14 protein-coding genes and 2 tRNA genes are annotated in these 18,086 nt (G+C 70.1%); 5 read left to right on the top strand and 11 right to left on the bottom strand.

Annotation, left to right across the window (positions count from 1 at the left end; all coding sequences use genetic code 11):
• Positions 1-392 precede the first annotated feature (392 nt).
• Complete coding sequence (locus ACFV5H_RS29950) at positions 393-3,017, bottom strand: valine--tRNA ligase (protein ID WP_385198090.1); 2,625 nt, start codon at positions 3,015-3,017, stop codon at positions 393-395.
• Between the two features lie 137 nt (positions 3,018-3,154).
• Here ACFV5H_RS29950 and ACFV5H_RS29945 point away from each other — a divergent pair, with 137 nt between their 5' ends.
• Positions 3,155-4,126, top strand: a complete 972-nt coding sequence (locus tag ACFV5H_RS29945) for a hypothetical protein (protein ID WP_385051750.1) — start codon at positions 3,155-3,157, stop codon at positions 4,124-4,126.
• A 64-nt stretch (positions 4,127-4,190) separates the two neighbouring features.
• On the opposite strand, the gene clpX is transcribed toward ACFV5H_RS29945, so the two are convergent.
• From clpX to ACFV5H_RS29920, 5 genes are all read right to left on the bottom strand, one after another.
• Positions 4,191-5,477 (bottom strand): ATP-dependent Clp protease ATP-binding subunit ClpX, encoded by a 1,287-nt coding sequence (gene clpX, locus ACFV5H_RS29940; RefSeq protein ID WP_073931885.1) that lies wholly within the window; start codon positions 5,475-5,477, stop codon positions 4,191-4,193.
• A 183-nt stretch (positions 5,478-5,660) separates the two neighbouring features.
• On the bottom strand, positions 5,661-6,353 hold the full coding sequence (locus ACFV5H_RS29935) for an ATP-dependent Clp protease proteolytic subunit (protein WP_073931884.1): 693 nt from the start codon (positions 6,351-6,353) through the stop codon (positions 5,661-5,663).
• A gap of 110 nt (positions 6,354-6,463) precedes the next feature.
• A complete protein-coding gene (locus ACFV5H_RS29930; RefSeq protein ID WP_024887530.1) occupies positions 6,464-7,069 on the bottom strand; it encodes an ATP-dependent Clp protease proteolytic subunit in 606 nt (201 codons plus the stop codon).
• A 501-nt stretch (positions 7,070-7,570) separates the two neighbouring features.
• Positions 7,571-8,962 (bottom strand): trigger factor, encoded by a 1,392-nt coding sequence (tig, locus tag ACFV5H_RS29925; RefSeq protein WP_385051748.1) that lies wholly within the window; start codon positions 8,960-8,962, stop codon positions 7,571-7,573.
• 165 nt (positions 8,963-9,127) lie between these two features.
• Positions 9,128-9,204: transfer RNA gene (locus ACFV5H_RS29920), tRNA-Pro, on the bottom strand.
• Positions 9,205-9,368: 164 nt separating this feature from the next.
• On the opposite strand from ACFV5H_RS29920, the gene ACFV5H_RS29915 reads away from it, so the two are divergent.
• Positions 9,369-9,439 (top strand) — tRNA-Gly (locus ACFV5H_RS29915).
• 105 nt (positions 9,440-9,544) lie between these two features.
• On the opposite strand, the gene ACFV5H_RS29910 is transcribed toward ACFV5H_RS29915, so the two are convergent.
• Positions 9,545-9,739, bottom strand: coding sequence for a hypothetical protein (locus ACFV5H_RS29910; protein WP_217127783.1), 195 nt, complete (start codon positions 9,737-9,739; stop codon positions 9,545-9,547).
• A gap of 625 nt (positions 9,740-10,364) precedes the next feature.
• Between ACFV5H_RS29910 and ACFV5H_RS29905 the strand changes: the two genes are divergently transcribed.
• Positions 10,365-11,546: an acyltransferase family protein gene (locus ACFV5H_RS29905; protein ID WP_385198089.1), complete on the top strand. Its 1,182-nt coding sequence runs from the start codon at positions 10,365-10,367 to the stop codon at positions 11,544-11,546.
• Positions 11,547-11,562: 16 nt separating this feature from the next.
• Here ACFV5H_RS29905 and ACFV5H_RS29900 read toward each other — a convergent pair whose 3' ends face one another.
• Positions 11,563-12,021, bottom strand: a complete 459-nt coding sequence (locus tag ACFV5H_RS29900; RefSeq protein WP_385051743.1) for an HD domain-containing protein — start codon at positions 12,019-12,021, stop codon at positions 11,563-11,565.
• Positions 12,022-12,039: 18 nt separating this feature from the next.
• Positions 12,040-13,221 (bottom strand): PP2C family protein-serine/threonine phosphatase, encoded by a 1,182-nt coding sequence (locus tag ACFV5H_RS29895; RefSeq protein WP_385051741.1) that lies wholly within the window; start codon positions 13,219-13,221, stop codon positions 12,040-12,042.
• 161 nt (positions 13,222-13,382) lie between these two features.
• On the opposite strand from ACFV5H_RS29895, the gene ACFV5H_RS29890 reads away from it, so the two are divergent.
• On the top strand, positions 13,383-14,633 hold the full coding sequence (locus ACFV5H_RS29890) for a GNAT family N-acetyltransferase (RefSeq protein ID WP_385051739.1): 1,251 nt from the start codon (positions 13,383-13,385) through the stop codon (positions 14,631-14,633).
• Between the two features lie 4 nt (positions 14,634-14,637).
• On the opposite strand, the gene ACFV5H_RS29885 is transcribed toward ACFV5H_RS29890, so the two are convergent.
• Both ACFV5H_RS29885 and ACFV5H_RS29880 read right to left on the bottom strand, forming a co-directional pair.
• On the bottom strand, positions 14,638-15,459 hold the full coding sequence (locus ACFV5H_RS29885) for an Fpg/Nei family DNA glycosylase (protein WP_385198088.1): 822 nt from the start codon (positions 15,457-15,459) through the stop codon (positions 14,638-14,640).
• A 413-nt stretch (positions 15,460-15,872) separates the two neighbouring features.
• Positions 15,873-16,358 carry a ribose-5-phosphate isomerase gene (locus tag ACFV5H_RS29880; protein WP_073931876.1) on the bottom strand — a complete coding sequence of 162 codons (486 nt, stop codon included), beginning with the start codon at positions 16,356-16,358 and terminating at the stop codon, positions 15,873-15,875.
• A 204-nt stretch (positions 16,359-16,562) separates the two neighbouring features.
• On the opposite strand from ACFV5H_RS29880, the gene ACFV5H_RS29875 reads away from it, so the two are divergent.
• Positions 16,563-18,029, top strand: a complete 1,467-nt coding sequence (locus tag ACFV5H_RS29875; protein ID WP_385198087.1) for an amino acid permease — start codon at positions 16,563-16,565, stop codon at positions 18,027-18,029.
• Positions 18,030-18,086 lie beyond the last annotated feature (57 nt).

Genomic DNA, 18,086 nt, shown 5'->3' with positions numbered 1-18,086 from the left:
CCCCTCCGAGGAAGGCACCTCGTAGGCGCCGAGCGGCGCGACCCGCCCCCCGGACGGCCGAAGGCTCCCGGAGCCGTGTGGTTCCGGGAGCCTTCGGTTGCCGTCGCGGGGTTTCGCTCACCCGCGCTCGCGGGGTGCCGCTGCGCCCACCCGTGCCGCCCGAGCGGCACGACTGCCCGCAGCGACGGGGGGCGCCGTCCAGACCGGGCGGCTGACCGCAGCCACAGGGGTGGGCGCCGCCCGAGCGGCACGACTGCCCGCAGCAGCGGGGGCGCCGTCCGGACCGAGCGACTGCCCGCAGCCACAGGGGTGGGCGCCGCCCGAGCGGCACGACTGCCCGCAGCAGCGGGGGGCGCCGTCCGGACCGGGCGGCTGACCGCAGCCGCGGTGGGTTACGCCGGGGGCAGGCGGTCGAGTTGGGTCCGGAGTCGGGTGATGTCCTCCTCCGCCTTGGTCAGGCGCGTGCGGATCTTGTCGACCACGTGGTCCGGGGCCTTCGACAGGAACGCCTCGTTGCCGAGCTTCGCCGTCGCCTGGGCCTTCTCCTTCTCGGCGGCGGCGAGGTCCTTGGCCAGGCGCTTCCGCTCGGCGGCGACATCGATCACACCGGACAGGTCCAGCGCGACCTCGACACCCGCCACCGGCAGCGTCGCCGTGGCCGTGAAGGACTCGCCCTCCGGCTGGAGGCGCAGCAGCTGCCGGACGGCCGGCTCGTGCGGGGCCAGCGCCGTACCGTCGAGGTTCAGCCGGGCCGGGACCCGCTGGCCGGGCTGCAGGCCCTGGTCGGCGCGGAAGCGGCGGACCTCGGTGATGACGGACTGCAGCGTCTCGATCTCCCGCTCGGCGTCCGCGTCCCGGAAGCCGCTGTCGGACGGCCACTCGGCGATGACGACCGACTCGCCCCCCGTCAGCGTGGTCCACAGCGTCTCCGTGACGAACGGGACCACCGGGTGCAGCAGCCGCAGCGTGACGTCCAGCACCTCGCCGAGGACCCGCTTGCTGACCTCGGCCGGCTCCCCGCCCGCCTGGAACGTCGTCTTGGACAGCTCGACGTACCAGTCGAACACCTCGCCCCACGCGAAGTGGAACAGCGTGTCCGACAGCTTGGCGAACTGGTAGTCGTCGTAGTACGCGTCGACTTCGGCGACGACCGAGTTCAGCCGGGACAGGATCCAGCGGTCGGTCGACGACATCTTCGACGCGTCCGGCAGCGGACCCTCGACCGTCGCGCCGTTCATCAGCGCGAAACGCGTCGCGTTCCAGATCTTGTTGGCGAAGTTGCGCGCGCCCTGGACCCAGTCCTCGCCGATCGGCACGTCGACACCGGGGTTGGCGCCGCGCGCGAGGGTGAAGCGGAGCGCGTCGCTGCCGTACTTGTCCATCCAGTCCAGCGGGTTGACCGCGTTGCCGAAGGACTTCGACATCTTCTTGCCGAACTGGTCGCGGACCATGCCGTGCAGGGCGATGGTGTGGAACGGCGGGGTGCCGTCCATCGCGTACAGGCCGAACATCATCATCCGGGCGACCCAGAAGAAGAGGATGTCGTAGCCGGTGACCAGGACGGAGTTCGGGTAGAACTTCGCGAGCGACTCCGTCCGCTCGGGCCAGCCGAGCGTGGAGAACGGCCACAGGCCCGACGAGAACCAGGTGTCGAGGACGTCGGTGTCCTGGTGCCAGCCCTCGCCGGTCGGGGCCTCGTCGTCCGGTCCGACGCAGACGACCTCGCCGTTCGGCCCGTACCAGACCGGGATGCGGTGGCCCCACCACAACTGCCGCGAGATGCACCAGTCGTGGAGGTTGTCGACCCAGTCGAAGTACCGCTTCTCCATCTCCTGCGGATGGATCTTGACCTTGCCGTCGCGGACGGCGTCGCCGGCCGCCTTCGCCAGCGGGCCGACCTTGACCCACCACTGCATGGACAGCCGGGGCTCGATGGTGGTCTTGCAGCGCGAGCAGTGGCCGACCGAGTGGACGTACGGCCGCTTCTCGGCGACGATCCGGCCCTCGGCGCGCAGCGCGGCGACGATGGCCGAGCGGGCCTCCAGCCGGTCCAGGCCCTGGAAGGGGCCGTGGGCGGTGATGACCGCGTGCTCGTCCATCACGGCGATGGACGGCAGGCCGTGCCGCTGGCCGATCTCGAAGTCGTTCGGGTCGTGCGCCGGGGTGACCTTGACGGCACCCGTGCCGAACTCGGGGTCGACGTGCTCGTCGGCGACGACCGGGATGGAACGGTCGGTCAGCGGCAGCTTGACGAGCTTGCCGACGAGGTGCTTGTAGCGCTCGTCCTCGGGGTGGACGGCGACGGCCGTGTCACCGAGCATCGTCTCGGCACGGGTCGTGGCGACGACGATCGTCTCGTCCCCCTCGCCGTACTTCATGGAGACGAGCTCGCCGTCGTCGTCCTGGTAGTCGACCTCGATGTCGGAGATCGCGGTCAGACAGCGCGGGCACCAGTTGATGATGCGCTCGGCACGGTAGATCAGCTCGTCGTCGTAGAGCCGCTTGAAGATGGTCTGGACGGCCTGGGAGAGGCCCTCGTCCATCGTGAAGCGCTCACGCGACCAGGCGACGCCGTCACCGAGGCGGCGCATCTGACCGGAGATCTGCCCGCCGGACTCGCCCTTCCACTGCCAGACCCGCTCGATGAACGCCTCACGGCCGAGGTCGTGGCGGGACTTGCCCTCCTTGGCGAGCTCCCGCTCGACGACGTTCTGCGTGGCGATGCCGGCGTGGTCCATGCCGGGCTGCCACAGCGTCTCGAAGCCCTGCATGCGCTTGCGGCGGGTCAGGGCGTCGATGAGCGTGTGCTCGAACGCGTGCCCGAGGTGCAGGCTGCCGGTGACGTTCGGCGGCGGGATGACGACGGTGTACGGAGGCTTCTCGCTCTTGGCGTCCGCCTCGAAGTAACCGCGCTCTACCCAGCGCTCGTACAGCGGCCCCTCTACATCGGCCGGCGCGTACTGGGTCGGCAGTTCGGTCGTGGGCGCTGGTGGCTCCTGCTGAGCGTTCTCGGTCACGGGGCTCAGTTTAGAGGCGTCACGGGCCTGTCCCGAAACGCGTTTCTCTGTAACGGTGCGACCCCCGGCGGTCTGAACGCGTCACTCCTGAGTCAGGATGTCAGCAACGCATAAGCACCTGGAGGGGGAACCCCGTAATGAGCTACAACCAGCCGGGCCCGTACGGCGGGCAGCAGCCGCAGCAGCCCGGGCCGTACGGCCAGCCGGGACCTTACGGCCAGCAGCCGCAGGCTCCGCAGCCCGGCTACGGCTACCCCCAGCAGGCTCCCCCGCCCGGCCAGCCCGGATACGGCTACCCGCAGCAGCCCGGCCAGCCCGGTGTCCCGCCGCAGCAGCCGTACGGCCAGCAGCCGCCCTACGGCCAGCCCCAGTACGGCATGCCGCCCCAGCCCCCCGCTTCGGGCGGCGGCGGCAAGAAGGCCGGGATCATCATCGGCGCGGTGGCGGTCGTGGCGGCGATCGGCGTGGGCGCGTACTTCGTGATCGGCGGGGGCGGCGGCGCGGGCGGCCTGGAGGACGACGGGGCGCACAAGCTGACGACGCCGGCGACGGTGATCAGCGAGTACAAGCTGGTCGGCGAGGGCAATGAGAGCAGCGACTCCGACACCGCGCAGGACATGGAGAAGAGCGGCGTCAAGAACGGTACGGCCATCGTCGGGCAGTGGTCGACCGCCGACTTCAGCAACTACGACCCCGAGGATCCCTCCACGCTTCCCGGCCAGGCCGAGCTGCTGACCGCCAAGGGCATGACGATGGTGGGCGGTTACGGCGAGATCGCCGACCCCCAGAGCGTCCTGGACAAGTTCTTCGCCAACATCCAGAAGGAGGTCAAGGAGAGCTCGACCAGTGACACCGGCGGGATGCAGAACGCCGAGCTGATCGGCGACCCCGAGGAGGTCGAGATCGACGGCGCGGTCGCCAAGTGCCAGTCGACCAAGAGCACCAACGCGCTGACCAAGAAGGAGTCGACCGACTGGTTCTGCGCCTGGGCCGACTACAGCACGGTCGCCATGGTCTCGCCCGGTGACAACAACGGCACGGGCGTCGGCAAGGACACCGCGGTCGACCTCACCACCAAGCTCCGCGAGCAGATCCGCGTCAAGGCCTGAACCGTACGAACGCCGAAGGGGCCCCGGGTCGACCCGGGGCCCCTTCGCGTTGCCGCGGTGGCGGCTACGCCGTCTTCTGCTCGCCGGAGCCCCGGCCGCGGGCGTCGCGCGGGATCAGGGTCGGGTTGACGTTGGAGAGGACCACGTCGGCCGTGATGACCACGCGGGCGACGTCCTTGCGGGACGGGACCTCGTACATCACGCCCTGGAGGACCTCCTCCATGATGGCGCGCAGGCCGCGGGCGCCGGTCTGGCGGAGGATGGCCTGGTCGGCGATGGCCTCCAGTGCCTCGCGCTCGAAGTCCAGTTCCACTCCGTCGAGTTCGAAGAGGCGCTGGTACTGCTTCACCAGCGCGTTGCGCGGCTCGACGAGGATCTGGAGCAGGGCCTCGCGGTCGAGGTTGTGGACGCTCGTGATGACCGGGAGCCGGCCGATGAACTCGGGGATCATGCCGAACTTGACCAGGTCCTCCGGCATGACCTCCTCGAACTGGTCCTTGGACTCCCGCTCCTGCTTGGAGATGATCGTCGCGCCGAAGCCGATGCCCTTGGCACCCGCCCGGCCCTCGATGATCTTCTCCAGTCCGGCGAAGGCGCCGCCCACGATGAACAGCACGTTCGTCGTGTCGATCTGGATGAACTCCTGGTGCGGGTGCTTGCGGCCGCCCTGCGGCGGGACGGAGGCCGTGGTGCCCTCCAGGATCTTCAGCAGGGCCTGCTGGACGCCCTCGCCCGAGACGTCGCGCGTGATCGAGGGGTTTTCACTCTTGCGGGCGACTTTGTCGATCTCGTCGATGTAGATGATCCCGGTCTCGGCCTTCTTGACGTCGTAGTCGGCCGCCTGGATCAGCTTCAGCAGGATGTTCTCGACGTCCTCGCCGACGTATCCCGCCTCCGTGAGCGCCGTGGCGTCGGCGATCGCGAACGGGACGTTCAGCATGCGGGCGAGGGTCTGGGCCAGCAGGGTCTTGCCGGAGCCCGTGGGGCCCAGCAGGAGGATGTTGGACTTCGCCAGCTCGATGGCGTCCTCGCGGCCCTGCGCACCGCCGTTCTCGCCGGCCTGGACGCGCTTGTAGTGGTTGTACACGGCGACGGAGAGCGCCTTCTTGGCCGCCTCCTGCCCCACCACGTACCCCTCGAGGAACTCGTAGATCTCGCGGGGCTTGGGCAGCTCCTCCCAGCGGACCTCACTGGTCTCGGCGAGCTCTTCCTCGATGATCTCGTTGCAGAGATCGATGCACTCGTCGCAGATGTACACACCGGGCCCTGCGATGAGCTTCTTGACCTGCTTCTGGCTCTTGCCGCAGAACGAGCACTTGAGCAGATCGCCGCCGTCACCGATGCGTGCCACGGTGTGCTTCCCCTTCGCCTGGGAGTCGCCTGGACGCGGGCGTCCGGCGGCTCCTGGTGCTGCCTTATGTCCGACGGTACCTTGCCTGGCCCCCCGTTCGGGCCCCCCTTGGCACGGTTCACTTTGACGTGGACCGTGCCAAACCGTGCCAAGGGGCGGCAGACGTTACACCCCCGCCCCGCGTCAGCGCAGGCTGGTGTTGTCCATCTTCCGGGTGGTGATGATCTGGTCGATCAGGCCGTACTCCAGCGCGTCCTCGGCCGTGAGGATCTTGTCGCGCTCGATGTCCTCGCGGATCTTGTCGAGCGGCCGGGTGGAGTGCTTGGCCAGCATCTCCTCCAGCTGGCTCCGCATCCGGAGGATCTCGTTGGCGGCGATCTCCAGGTCGGAGACCTGGCCGCGGCCGGTCTCGCTGTACGGCTGGTGGATCAGCACGCGCGCGTTCGGCAGCGCCATGCGCTTGCCGGGCGTACCGGCGGCCAGCAGGACGGCGGCGGCGGAGGCCGCCTGGCCCATGCAGACCGTCTGGATGTCCGGCTTCACGTACTGCATCGTGTCGTAGATCGCCGTGAGCGCGGTGAAGGAGCCGCCGGGGCTGTTGATGTAGACCGAGATGTCCCGGTCGGGGTCCATCGACTCCAGGCACAGCAGCTGCGCCATGACGTCGTTGGCGGAGGCGTCGTCGATCTGCACGCCGAGGAAGATCACGCGCTCCTCGAAGAGCTTCGCGTACGGGTCGTACTCGCGGATGCCCTGGGAGGTGCGCTCGACGAAGCGCGGGATGACGTAGCGGGACTCGGCCGAGGGGCCGGTGTACCGGCCCTCGGAGGCGGCGGGCGTGCGGTCGTACAGGCCGCTGCCGGGGAAGCTGTTCACGGTGTCTCCTGAAAGGGGCTGAGGCGGTCGGCTGGGGCTGCTGGGGCTGTTCACCGGGCCCGGGGGCCCGGTGGGGCGTCCACGGGGCCGCGAGGGCCCCGCGAGGCCGCTCAGGCCCCGGTGCCGCCGCCGCCCGGCATGCCGGCGGCCGTGGCGATCACGTCGTCGATGAGGCCGTACTCCTTGGCCTCGAAGGCGTCGAACCAGCGGTCACGGTCGGAGTCGCGGGTGATCTGCTCGACCGTCTGGCCGGTGTGCTGGGACGTCAGCTCGGCCATGCGCTTCTTGGTGTGCAGCAGCCGCTCGGCGTGGATCTTGATGTCCGAGGCCGAACCGGCGAGACCGGCGGACGGCTGGTGGATCAGGATCTCGGCGTTCGGCAGCGCGAAACGCTTGCCGGGGGTGCCGGCGCTCAGCAGGAACTGGCCCATGGAGGCCGCCAGGCCCATGGCGATCGTCACCACGTCGTTCTTGATGTACTGCATGGTGTCGTAGATCGCCATGCCGGCCGTGATGGAGCCGCCGGGGCTGTTGATGTACAGGTAGATGTCCTTGTCCGGGTCGGAGGCAAGGAGCAGCAGCTGTGCGGTGATCTTGTTGGCAATGTCGTCGTCGACCGGCTGGCCGAGGAAGATGATCCGCTCGCCGAGCAGCCGGTTGTAGACCTGGTCGCCGAGGCCACCACCGATGGAGGGCTCGCCGGCGGCTGAGGGCATCAGATTCGTCACGTATCCACCTGCTCGTCTTACGACGGCGCCGGGCCGTCTCACGTGTCCCTACGGGGTCGGAGCCGTATTCGGTGACTCGCGTCCCCTGGTATTCAAGGACCCTAACGCGGTGACTCCGCCAGGGAATCCCGGTAACGGGGGTGTTCGCCGGGGGCGTAGAGGGGTGTACTTCGCGGTTGCTCCGCGATGCGCTCCGCCGTGTGCTCCGCGAGGGGGGCGCCGTTCGCCTTTCCGGCGGGGACCACTGGTTCGTGGGCGGCTGCGGGCCGGTGGGGGCTGGTCGCGCCCACGCGGCGGAGCCGCACATCGTTACAGCCCCGCGCCCCTGGTTTGCTGCCCCGACGCCCGACAGCAGGGCCCCGGAGCGACGCACACCCCGGCGCCCGACGGCAGGATCCGGCGGGATGCACGCCCCGACGCCAGACACCAGGGCCCCGGAGTGTCGCACACTCCGGGGCCCTGGTGATCACGTCAGAGGTGATGCGAGGGTCAGCCCTCGGTCTTCTCCTCGGCGGGGGCCTCGGTGGCCTCGGCCTCGGTCGACTCGGAGGCCTCGGTCTCCTCCTCGTCCTCGTCCTCGAGGTCGACGATCTCGCCGTTGGTGTCCTTGACCGTGGCCTTCTCGACCACGGAGGCCAGGGCCTTGCCGCGGGCGACCTCGCCGACGAGGAGCGGGACCTGGCCCTGCTCGACGACGGCCTGGGCGAACTGGTCGGGGGACATGCCGGAGGAGGCCGCGCGCCGCATGAGGTGCTCGGTGAGCTCCTCCTGGTTGACGTTGAGCTTCTCCTGCTTGACGAGCTCGTCGAGCACGAACTGGGTCTTGATGCCCTTGACCGCGGCCTCGCGGGTCTCGGTCTCGAACTCCTCCTCGGTCTTGCCCTGGATCTCCAGGTACTTCGCGAGGTCGAGGCCCATCTGGCCGAGCTGGTGGTGCTCGAGGTTGTGCTTGCGGGTGTTGATCTCGTCCTCGAGCAGCTTCTCGGGGACCGGGACCTCGACCAGCTCGAGCAGCTTCTCCAGGACGCGCTCCTGGGCCTGCGTGGCCTGGTCGTACTGCTTCATGTTCTCCAGGCGCTTGCGGCTGTCCGCCTTCAGCTCCTCGAGGGTGTCGAACTCGGACGCGAGCTGGGCGAACTCGTCGTCCAGCTCCGGCAGCTCACGGGCGGCGACCTGGGACACCTTGACGGTGACCTCGGACTCCTTGCCGGCCGCCGAGCCGCCCTTGAGCTCGGAGGTGAAGGTGGCCTCGCCACCGGCCTCCAGGCCCTTCACGGCGTCGTCGATGCCGTCCAGCAGCTCGCCGGAGCCGATGGTGTACGACACACCGCTCGCGACGCCGTCCTCGAGGACCTCGCCGTCGACCTTGGCCTCCAGGTCGATGGTGACGACGTCGCCGTCCTCGGCGGCACGCTCCACCGGGGAGGTGGAGGCGAAGCGCTCGCGGAGCTGCTCGACCGATTTCTCGACGTCCTCGTCGGTGACCTCGACGGCGTCGACCTCGACCTCGATGCCGGAGTAGTCCGGGATCTCGATGGTCGGGCGGATGTCGACCTCGGCGGTGAAGTTCAGCGTCTCGCCGTCCTTCAGCTCCGTGATGTCGACCTCGGGCTGGCCCAGCGGGCTCAGCTCGGCCTCGTTGACCGCGTCGGTGTAGAACTTCGGGAGGGCGTCGTTGACGGCCTCCTCCAGCACCGCACCGCGGCCGAAGCGCTGGTCGATGACCCGGGCCGGGACCTTGCCCTTGCGGAAGCCCTTCACCGTGACCTGCTGGTTGATCTTCTTGTACGCCGCGTCGAGGCTGTCCTTGAGCTCCTCGAAGGGCACCTCGACAGTGAGCCGAACCCGGGTCGGGTTCAGGGTCTCCACGGCGCTCTTCACGGTTCGGTCTCCTTGTGGCTGACTTCTCGGGTTCTGCCGGGACCAGAGGGGTCCGGCCGATTCGCCGCCCGGAGGACTTCAGAGACACACAGGGCGTGCAGCTTGCATAGTAACGGCAGCGGCTACGGCACCCAAAAGGCGATCACCGGTGCATGAGCAGGTGGCTGGTCGGGGTGGCGGGATTTGAACCCACGGCCTTCCGCTCCCAAAGCGGACGCGCTACCAAGCTGCGCCACACCCCGTCTGGTGCGACACGTAGGGTACATGCACCCGGGCGGAACGGCCGCCGCGTTTCACGCGCGCGGTGCCGCGCCGGGGCGGTCCGGAAACGGGGTGTGCGACGAGGGCGCACGACCCGCTACGATGCCTGTCAGTGCCGCGGTCACCGACGCGCGGCGCGCTCCGTGCGGGCGTAGCTCAATGGTAGAGCCCTAGTCTTCCAAACTAGCTACGCGGGTTCGATTCCCGTCGCCCGCTCTGTACGGCTCAGGGCCGGGTCGGAGGTTCTTCCTCCGACCCGGCCCTGGTCGCTTTTCTCCGCGGCGGGCGGCCCGGATCGTTTCCGCGCGGGGGCGGGCGGGGTCAGAAGCTGATCGAGTTGATCATCTCGGCTATCGAGTCCAGGAACCGCTGGATGTCGTCGGCCATGCCGGTGGAGGCGAGGAAGAAGCCGAAGAGGACGGCGACGATCGCCGGGCCGGCCTTGATGGAGCCGCTTCTCATCAGCACCACCAGGATGATCGCCAACAGCAGCACCACAGACAGTGAAATGGCCACAACTGATCACACCCTCGGTCGGTTCCGCTTCCCCGGCCCGGGCGACGCGACCCCGCGCACCCCGCCAGAACCATCGTGCCACCAACACGGCCGCCCTATGCGGCGGCTGACGCATCATCCGTCCCGGTGTGGCCGGCCCCACCCGCGCGCGAACGTCCGCGCGGACCGACGACGCCGTGTCGCACGGCAATTCGAAGGAACACCCGCACAGGGAATTCAACAGGATCGTTTCCGTCTCCACACAACGCGTTCGCAGCTAATTCGAATTGTCGCCGCGGGTACTCCGGCAAGCCCTGGACCGATACGGTGGAGACATACCCAAGCTGGACATATCACCGGAGTCGCCTGCCGGGCTTATGCGTGGTTCAGTCCGGAACAATCACGACAAGTCCGGTCCGAGTGCCGGCCAAGTCCCTTATATGCACAGCGTGTTGGCCATCACGCCGATCATGCCGATCACTTTCCCCGATCCGGGGCACCCGAGCCGAATACCAGGAACAACGCCGGGCGTTTTACGAAATGCCGCGGACGACGCTAGGGTGCCTCAGATGTTCCACGCTGCCTCGTCCCCCGCAAGCGCAGCGAGCTCACCGATCGACTCCCCGAGTTCCCGCCGGGAGGGTCAGTGACGAACTCGCAGCGACCGTACGGCAACCGCAGAACGCCGCTCCCCCCGGCGCAGTCACCGGCGCCCGGAGTGCCGAGCCCGCGCACGAAGAGCCCGCACACGAAGAGCCCGCACGGCAAACAGCGCGACGCGTTCTTCGACAACGCCAAGTACCTGGCGATCGTGCTGGTGGCGGTCGGCCACGCCTGGGAGCCCCTCAAGGGCGACAGCCGGGTCCTGGAGGCGGCGTACACGGTCGTGTACTCGTTCCACATGCCGGCCTTCATCGTCATCTCCGGCTTCTTCTCGCGCAGTTTCGACATACGGCCCGACCGGCTGCGCCGGCTGATCACCGGCGTCGCCGTGCCGTACATCGTGTTCGAGACCGCCTATCCCCTGTTCCGACGGGTCGTCGACCACGCCCCGGAGCAGGAGATCAGCCTGCTCGACCCCTGGTACCTGACCTGGTTCCTGGTCGCGCTGTTCGTGTGGCGGCTGACCACGCCGATCTGGAACGCGGTACGGCATCCGCTGCCGCTGGCCCTCGGCATCGCCATGCTGGCCAGTGCCACCCCCGGGATCGGCGACGACCTCGACCTGCAGCGCGTGCTGCAGTTCCTGCCGTACTTCGTGCTCGGTCTGTGCATGCGGCCGGAGCACTTCCACATGGTGCGCCGCCGGTCGGTGCGGATCGCGGCGGTGCCGGTGTTCGCGGCGGCGCTGGCCTTCGGCTGGTGGGCGGTGCCGCGGATGAACACCGCGTGGTTCTACCACCGTGACGCCGCGCAGGAACTGGGCGCGCCGTGGTGGGCCGGCCCGGTCATGGTGCTCGCGATGTTCGGCTGCTCGCTGCTGCTGACCGCCTGCTTCTTCGCCTGGGTGCCGCGCCGCCACATGTGGTTCACGGCGCTCGGCGCGGGCACGCTGTACGGCTATCTGCTGCACGGCTTCGTGGTGAAGGCCGGCGACTACCAGGGCTGGTTCGAGCACTCCGTGCTGCGTCAGCCGCTCGGCGAGATCGCCGTGAGCGTCCTGGCGGCGGCCCTGGTGACCCTGCTGTGCACCGCCCCCGTACGGCGGACGTTCCGGTTCGTGATGGAGCCGAGGATGGAGTGGGCGTTCAAGCGGGACGCCGCCGAACAGGCCCGCGAACGTGAGCGGCAGGAGAAGAAGGAGACTCGCGAGAAGGTCTCCGCCTAGGAGTACCCCTCCCCCTTCACGGGACCACGAGACCGAGGAGTGCGCGCATCCGCGTGTACTTCTCGGTCAGTCGTGTGCGGGTCGGTCCGTCCAGTACGGCGAGGCGGGCCGGGTCGGCGTTGTGCGCCAGGTCCGCCTCCTTCACCAGCAGCGCGCCGGGGGTGGCGAGGATCCGGGCCGCGTACGCCTCGGGCGGCTCCCCGGACCGTTTGGTGACCGCGAGGACGATGTCCTTGGTCCGCCGGGTCAGCGCCGCCTCCTCCAGCCACCGCCGGGACAGCTTGTCGTCCTCGACGGCGTCGTGCAGCCAGGCCGCCGCGATCTGCTCCTCGTCACCGCCGCGTGCCCGTACCCCCTCGGCGACGGCCCGGAGGTGTTCGGCGTAGGGCCGGCCCGCCTTGTCGGTCTGGCCGGTGTGCGCGGCGCGGGCGGTGGCCTCGATCTCGGCCAGGGGCAGCGGTGTCGTCTCGGTCACCCGCCCAGTGTGCACGGGTCAGCGGGCCGCCGCGGCGGCCGTCGGGCCCTCGCGGCAGATCAGCAGCAGCGCCCGGTCGTCGTTGACGTCCTTGGCGACCGCCTCGATGAGGTGCCAGGCGGCGCCGTGGAAGCCGCCCGCGACATAGCGGTCGGCCTCGCCGGTGAGGCGGTCGATGCCCTCGACGATGTCCCGCTCCGAGGTCTCCACCAGACCGTCCGTGAACAGCATCAGCACGTCCCCGGGGCGCAGCGAGCCCTTCACCGAGTCGAACTGGGCGCCGTCGTACACGCCCAGCAGCGGGCCGTCGGCCGCCTTCTCCTCCCAGCGTCCGCTGCCCGCGCTGAGCTGGAGGCCCGGCGGGTGCCCGGCGGAGTAGAGCTCGTAGTCGCCGGAGTCCAGGTCGAGCACCAGGTGGATGGAGGTGGCGAAGCCCTCGTCCCAGTCCTGGCGCAGCAGATAGCCGTTGGCGGCGGGGAGGAAGGCGTGCGGCGGGAGGCTGCCGAGGAGACCGCCGAAGGCGCCGGAGAGCAGCAGGGCGCGTGAGGCGGCGTCCATGCCCTTGCCGGAGACGTCGGTGAGCACGACCTCCAGGGTGCGCCCGCCGTTGGTGCGGGCCGCGACCACGAAGTCGCCCGAGAAGGACTGGCCGCCCGCCGGGCGCAGGGCCATCTCGCGGTGCCAGCCGTCGGGGAGTTTCGGCAGCTTGCTCTGCACCCGGATGCGTTCGCGCAGGTCGAACAGCATGGTGCCGCCGCGCCGCCAGGGCACGCCCACCCGGCTGCGGAACTGTGCGACGAGCAGTCCGAAGAAGCCGCAGGCGGCGACGGTGAGGACCACGCCCGGGGTGACCCGGGCCGCGCCCTCGGTGTAGGGGCCGAGTTGCACCGACTCCACGATCAGCGCGGTCGCCGCGGCGGCGTACAGGCCGAGCAGGCTCGCCGGGCGCAGCAGCAGGCCGCCGGCGACGATCGGTATGACCAGTGCGGCCGGCGCGCACCACACCGAGTTGGCGAGTGTCCCGGCCGCGATCAGCGGAACGGTGAGGAACAGTCCGGCGAGCGCGACCCAGTCCGAGCCGTCGCCGCGGAAGTAGTCGACGGCGCTCCGGCGCACGCCGACGCGGGCCCGGTGCCACTGCTTCTTCAACCGGGCCGTGAACGTGTCGGCTTCCGCGCGCCGCTCTCGTCCTGCTGCCATTAGTTCGGGACCCTATCCATCGGACCGGCCACTTGGCACGGGAGGTCCTGGTTGTCCCCTTGCCGGGGCCGACTTCACAGTCAACTTCACCAGGCGCCGCCGTGGGGCCGCGCGGGAGAAATTGCCTCGCTCGTCCGGTACGGCACTGGTAGGGATGGCTCATGACGACCGAGAAAACGGGCCCCGTAACAGGACTTCGCGTGCTGCAGCCGGATGATTGGGACAAGTGGTACGCGAACCTGATCCGTGCGTTCGGCGGCGGCGAGGAGGCGGACGAGGAACGCGAACTGTGGAACTCGCTCACCGAGTACGACCGTTTTCTGGGGTTCTGGGACGGCGACGAGTGTGTGGGGACGGCGGGCGCGTTCTCGTTCCGGCTGACCGTGCCCGGCGGGGACTCCGTGCCGGCCGCGGGCGTCACGGGCGTCAGCGTGGCCGCCACGCACCGGCGGCGCGGCGTGCTGCGGACGATGATGCGGCGCCAGTTGGACGACGTCCGGTCCTGGGGCGAGCCGCTGGCGGTGCTCACGGCGTCGGAGCCGGCGATCTACGGCCGGTTCGGGTACGAGGCGGCCACCTTCCAGGTCAACGCCGAGATCGACACGAGTCGTACGAGTCTGTCGGTCCCGTCCGGTACGGATGACGTACGGGTGCGGTACGCGGCCCCCGCCGACGTGCTCGACGCGTGCGAGGCGGTGTACGCCCGGCTCGTGCCGGGCCGGGCGGGGATGCTCGCGCGGCAGCCGGGCTGGGAGCGGCTGGGGACGCTGGACCCGGCGGGCAGCCGGGGCGGGGCGTCGCCGCTGCAGTGCGTCGTCGCCGAACGGGACGGCGAGACGGTCGGGTACGCGCGGTTCCGGGTGAAGGGGGAGTACGGTCCGGCGGGGCACGAGGGCTCGGTGGTCCTGAGCACCCTGGCCGCGCTGGATCCGGCGGCGGACGCGGCACTGTGGCGGTTCCTGTTCGGCATCGACCTGACGTCGTCGCTGGTGGCGCGCGGCCGGCCGGTCGACGAGGCGTGGCAGTACATGGTGTCCGACATCCGCCGGTGCCGGCCGGAGATCCGGGACTCGCTGTACGTACGGCTGGTCGACGTCGGCGCGGCCCTCCGGGCGCGGACGTACCGGGCGCCGGTGGACGTCGTGTTCGAGGTGGAGGACGCCTTCTGTCCCTGGAACGCGGGGCGTTGGCGGCTGAGCGGGGACACCAAGGGCGCGTCCTGCGAGCGTACGGAGGAGTCGGCCGACCTCGTCCTGTCGGTACGGGAGCTGGGCGCGGCGTATCTGGGCGGGGTGAGCCTCACGGCGCTCGCGGCGGCCGGCCGGGTGGACGAGTCGCGGCGGGGCGCGCTGGCGGAGGCGTCCCTGGCGTTCGGGAGCGACCCGGCGCCGTGGCTGCCGCACGGGTTCTGACGGCTCAGCGGCGCTGGCAGTCCGGGCACCAGAACAGATTGCGGGCGGCGAGGCCGGCGGTGCGGATCTCGCCGCCACAGATGTGGCAGGGCAGGTGGGCCCTGCGGTAGACGTACACCTCGCCGCCGTGGTCGTCGACGCGCGGCGGGCGTCCCATCGCCTCCGGGGTGTGTTCGGGGCGGACGGTGTCGATGCGGTTGAGGCGGACGCCCTCGCGCATCAGGGCGACCAGGTCGGCCCAGATCGCGTCCCACTCGGCCGTGGTGATGTCCCGGCCCGCGCGGTACGGGTCGATCCGGTGCCGGAAGAGGACCTCGGCGCGGTAGACGTTGCCCACGCCCGCGATGACCTTCTGGTCCATGAGGAGGGCGGCGATCGTCGTACGGCTGCGGCCGATCCTGCGGTACGCGAGGGCCGGGTCGGCGTCCGGACGCAGCGGGTCGGGGCCGAGCCGGGCGTGGACCGCCTGCTTCTCGGGGTCCGTGATCAGGGCGCAGGTGGTGGGGCCGCGCAGGTCGACGTAGGACGTGGCGTCGGCGAGGCGGAGCCGGACGGTGTCCGTGGGCGGCGGTACGGGGGCCGGGCCGAAGGTGACCTTGCCGAAGAGGCCGAGGTGGATGTGGACCCACTCGGCGGGCTCGGCGTCGCCGAAGCCGAGGAACAGGTGCTTGCCGTGGGCGTCGGTGGTGTGCAGCGGCGTGCGGTCGAGGAGGGCGGCGGCGTCGGCGAACTTGCCCTGGGGGCTGGTGACGCGGAGGGGGGTGCCGGCGGCGAAGGCGGCGGCGTAGTCCTCGGCCAGCCGGTGGATGGTGTGGCCTTCCGGCACGGGGATGTCCTTCCAAGCTTGTGCCCACCGCCCGGCCGACCCGGTCGACCGGACGGCCCGGCTCGCTCCGGGCGATCCGGCTCGTTCCGGGCGACCCGCCCCGCTCCGGGCGGACCGGCGATCCGGCTCGTTCCAGGCGACCCGGCTTGCTCCAGGCGACCCGGCTTGCTCCAGGCGACCCGGCTTGCTCCAGGCGACCCGGCTCGTTCCGGGCGGCCCGCCCCGCTCCGGGCGGACCGGCGACCCGGCTCGTTCCGGACGGCCCGGCTTGTTCCGGACGGCCCGGCTCGTTCCGGGGCCCCGGCGGGGACCGCGTCTCCCGCGTCCCGCCGGCGCGTCGCCCCGGCGGGACGCGCCACGGAGCGGGCGCCCTCCCCCGAGGTCCGTGCGTCGAGGGGAGGGCCCCGGCGGTGTTACTGCTGCGGGTGGTGCGGGGGGATGGGCGGGAGGTCGCCGGTGGTCTCGTAGGCGGCGAGCATGTCGATCCGGCGGATGTGGCGCTCGTCACCGGAGAACGGGGTGCTCAGGAAGGTCTCGACGAACTTCGTCGCCTCGTCCTGGGTGTGCATGCGCGCGCCCACCGCGATCACGTTGGCGTTGTTGTGCTGGCGGCCCAGTGCCGCCGTCTCCTCGCTCCACGCCAGGGCCGCCCGTACGCCCTCGACCTTGTTCGCGGCGATCTGCTCGCCGTTGCCGGAGCCGCCGATCACGATGCCGAGGGCGCCCTCGTCCGCGGCGGTCCGCTCGGCGGCACGGAGACAGAAGGGCGGGTAGTCGTCCTGGGCGTCGTAGATGTGCGGGCCGCAGTCGACGGGCTCGTGGCCCGCCGCCCCGAGCCACTCGACGAGGTGGTTCTTGAGTTCGTAGCCCGCATGGTCCGAGCCGAGATACACGCGCATGGTCCGAGTGTGACACGGGGGTTCCCGGGAAGGCGCGTCGGGTGCCCTGCGTGAAAAGTGTGAGCAAATCCACGGAAGCTATGGAAAAGCTCAAGTAAAAATCCGGAATCAAAGGTTCCTGAATTCTTTCGCCTCCGTTTCACTGGTCCGGCTCGTACCCCGCTCACACGGGACTGCTCCACCGGCGCAAAGGAAGACCACCCCATGACTTCGCAGCCGACCCTCACCAAGCCCGAGGACGACCCCGGAAGGCCCGGCGATCCCGGGGCACCGGGGGATTCCGGGCTCCAGGCCGGGCTCAAGAACCGCCATCTGTCGATGATCGCCATCGGCGGTGTGATCGGCGCGGGCCTCTTCGTCGGCTCCAGCACCGGCATCGCGACCGCCGGCCCCGGCATCCTCCTGTCGTACGCCCTCGTCGGCACGCTCGTGGTGCTGGTGATGCGGATGCTCGGGGAGATGTCCGCGGCCAACCCGGCCTCCGGGTCCTTCTCCGCGCACGCCGACCGGGCGCTCGGTCCCTGGGCCGGGTTCACCATCGGCTGGCTCTACTGGTTCTTCTGGGTCGTCGTCCTCGCGGTCGAGGCGACCGCCGGCGCCGCGATCCTCGAAGGATGGATACCGGCCGTTCCGCAGTGGGGCTGGGCGCTCATCGTGATGGTGGTGCTGACCGCCACCAACCTGGTCTCCGTCGGCTCCTACGGCGAGTTCGAGTTCTGGTTCGCCGGGATCAAGGTCGTCGCCATCGGCGCGTTCATCGTCGTCGGCGGACTGGCCGTCTTCGGCGTGCTGCCCGGTGTCGACAGCGACCAGGCGGGCCTCGCCAACCTCACCGAACACGGCGGCTTCCTGCCCAACGGCGCCGGCGCCGTCCTCACCGGCATCCTGCTCGTCGTCTTCTCCTTCATGGGCAGCGAGATCGCCACGCTGGCCGCCGGTGAGTCGGAGGACCCGCAGCGCGCCGTCACCAAGGCGACCAACAGCATCATCTGGCGGATCGGCGTCTTCTACCTCGGCTCGATCCTCGTCGTGGTCTGTCTGCTGCCGTGGGACAGCGAGTCCATCACCGAGGACGGCTCGTACGTCGCCGCCCTGGACTCCCTCGGCATCGCGCACGCCGGTCAGATCATGAACTTCATCGTGCTGACGTCCGTGCTGTCCTGCCTCAACTCCGGGCTCTACACGGCCTCCCGGATGGCCTTCTCGCTCGGCCGGCGCGGGGACGCGCCGAAGGCGTTCGCCCGGACCACCCGCCGGGGCGTGCCGCAGACCGCGATCATCGCGTCGGTGGTGTTCGGCTTCGTCGCCGTCTTCTTCAACTACAAGTTCCCCGACTCCGTCTTCCTCTTCCTCGTCAACTCCTCCGGCGCGGTCGCGCTGTTCGTGTGGCTGGTGATCTGCTTCTCGCAGCTGCGCATGCGGAAGATCATCGAGGCGGAGGCGCCGGAGAAGCTGGTCGTGCGGATGTGGCTGTACCCGTATCTGACGTGGGCCAGCGCCGCGCTGATCGTGTTCGTGCTCGGCTACATGCTGACCGACACCGAGCACGACGGGCGTACGACGATGCTGCTGTCGCTGCTGGTCGCCGCGATCGTGCTCGTCGTCGCCGTCGTCAAGCAGCGGGTGGCCGGGCGCCGTACGGAGGACCGGGACGGGATCCCGGCCGGCTGAGGCACTCGTACATCTCGTCCATACGGCAAGAGGCCCGGCGGGGGCGCTGTACGGCGC

Origin of the sequence: Streptomyces sp. NPDC059787 (assembly GCF_042732315.1) — a bacterium.
Taxonomy (GTDB): Bacteria; Actinomycetota; Actinomycetes; order Streptomycetales; family Streptomycetaceae; genus Streptomyces; species Streptomyces atrovirens.
The sequence above is the reverse complement of the archived record's forward strand: the minus strand, read 5'-3'. Positions and strand labels throughout refer to the sequence as shown.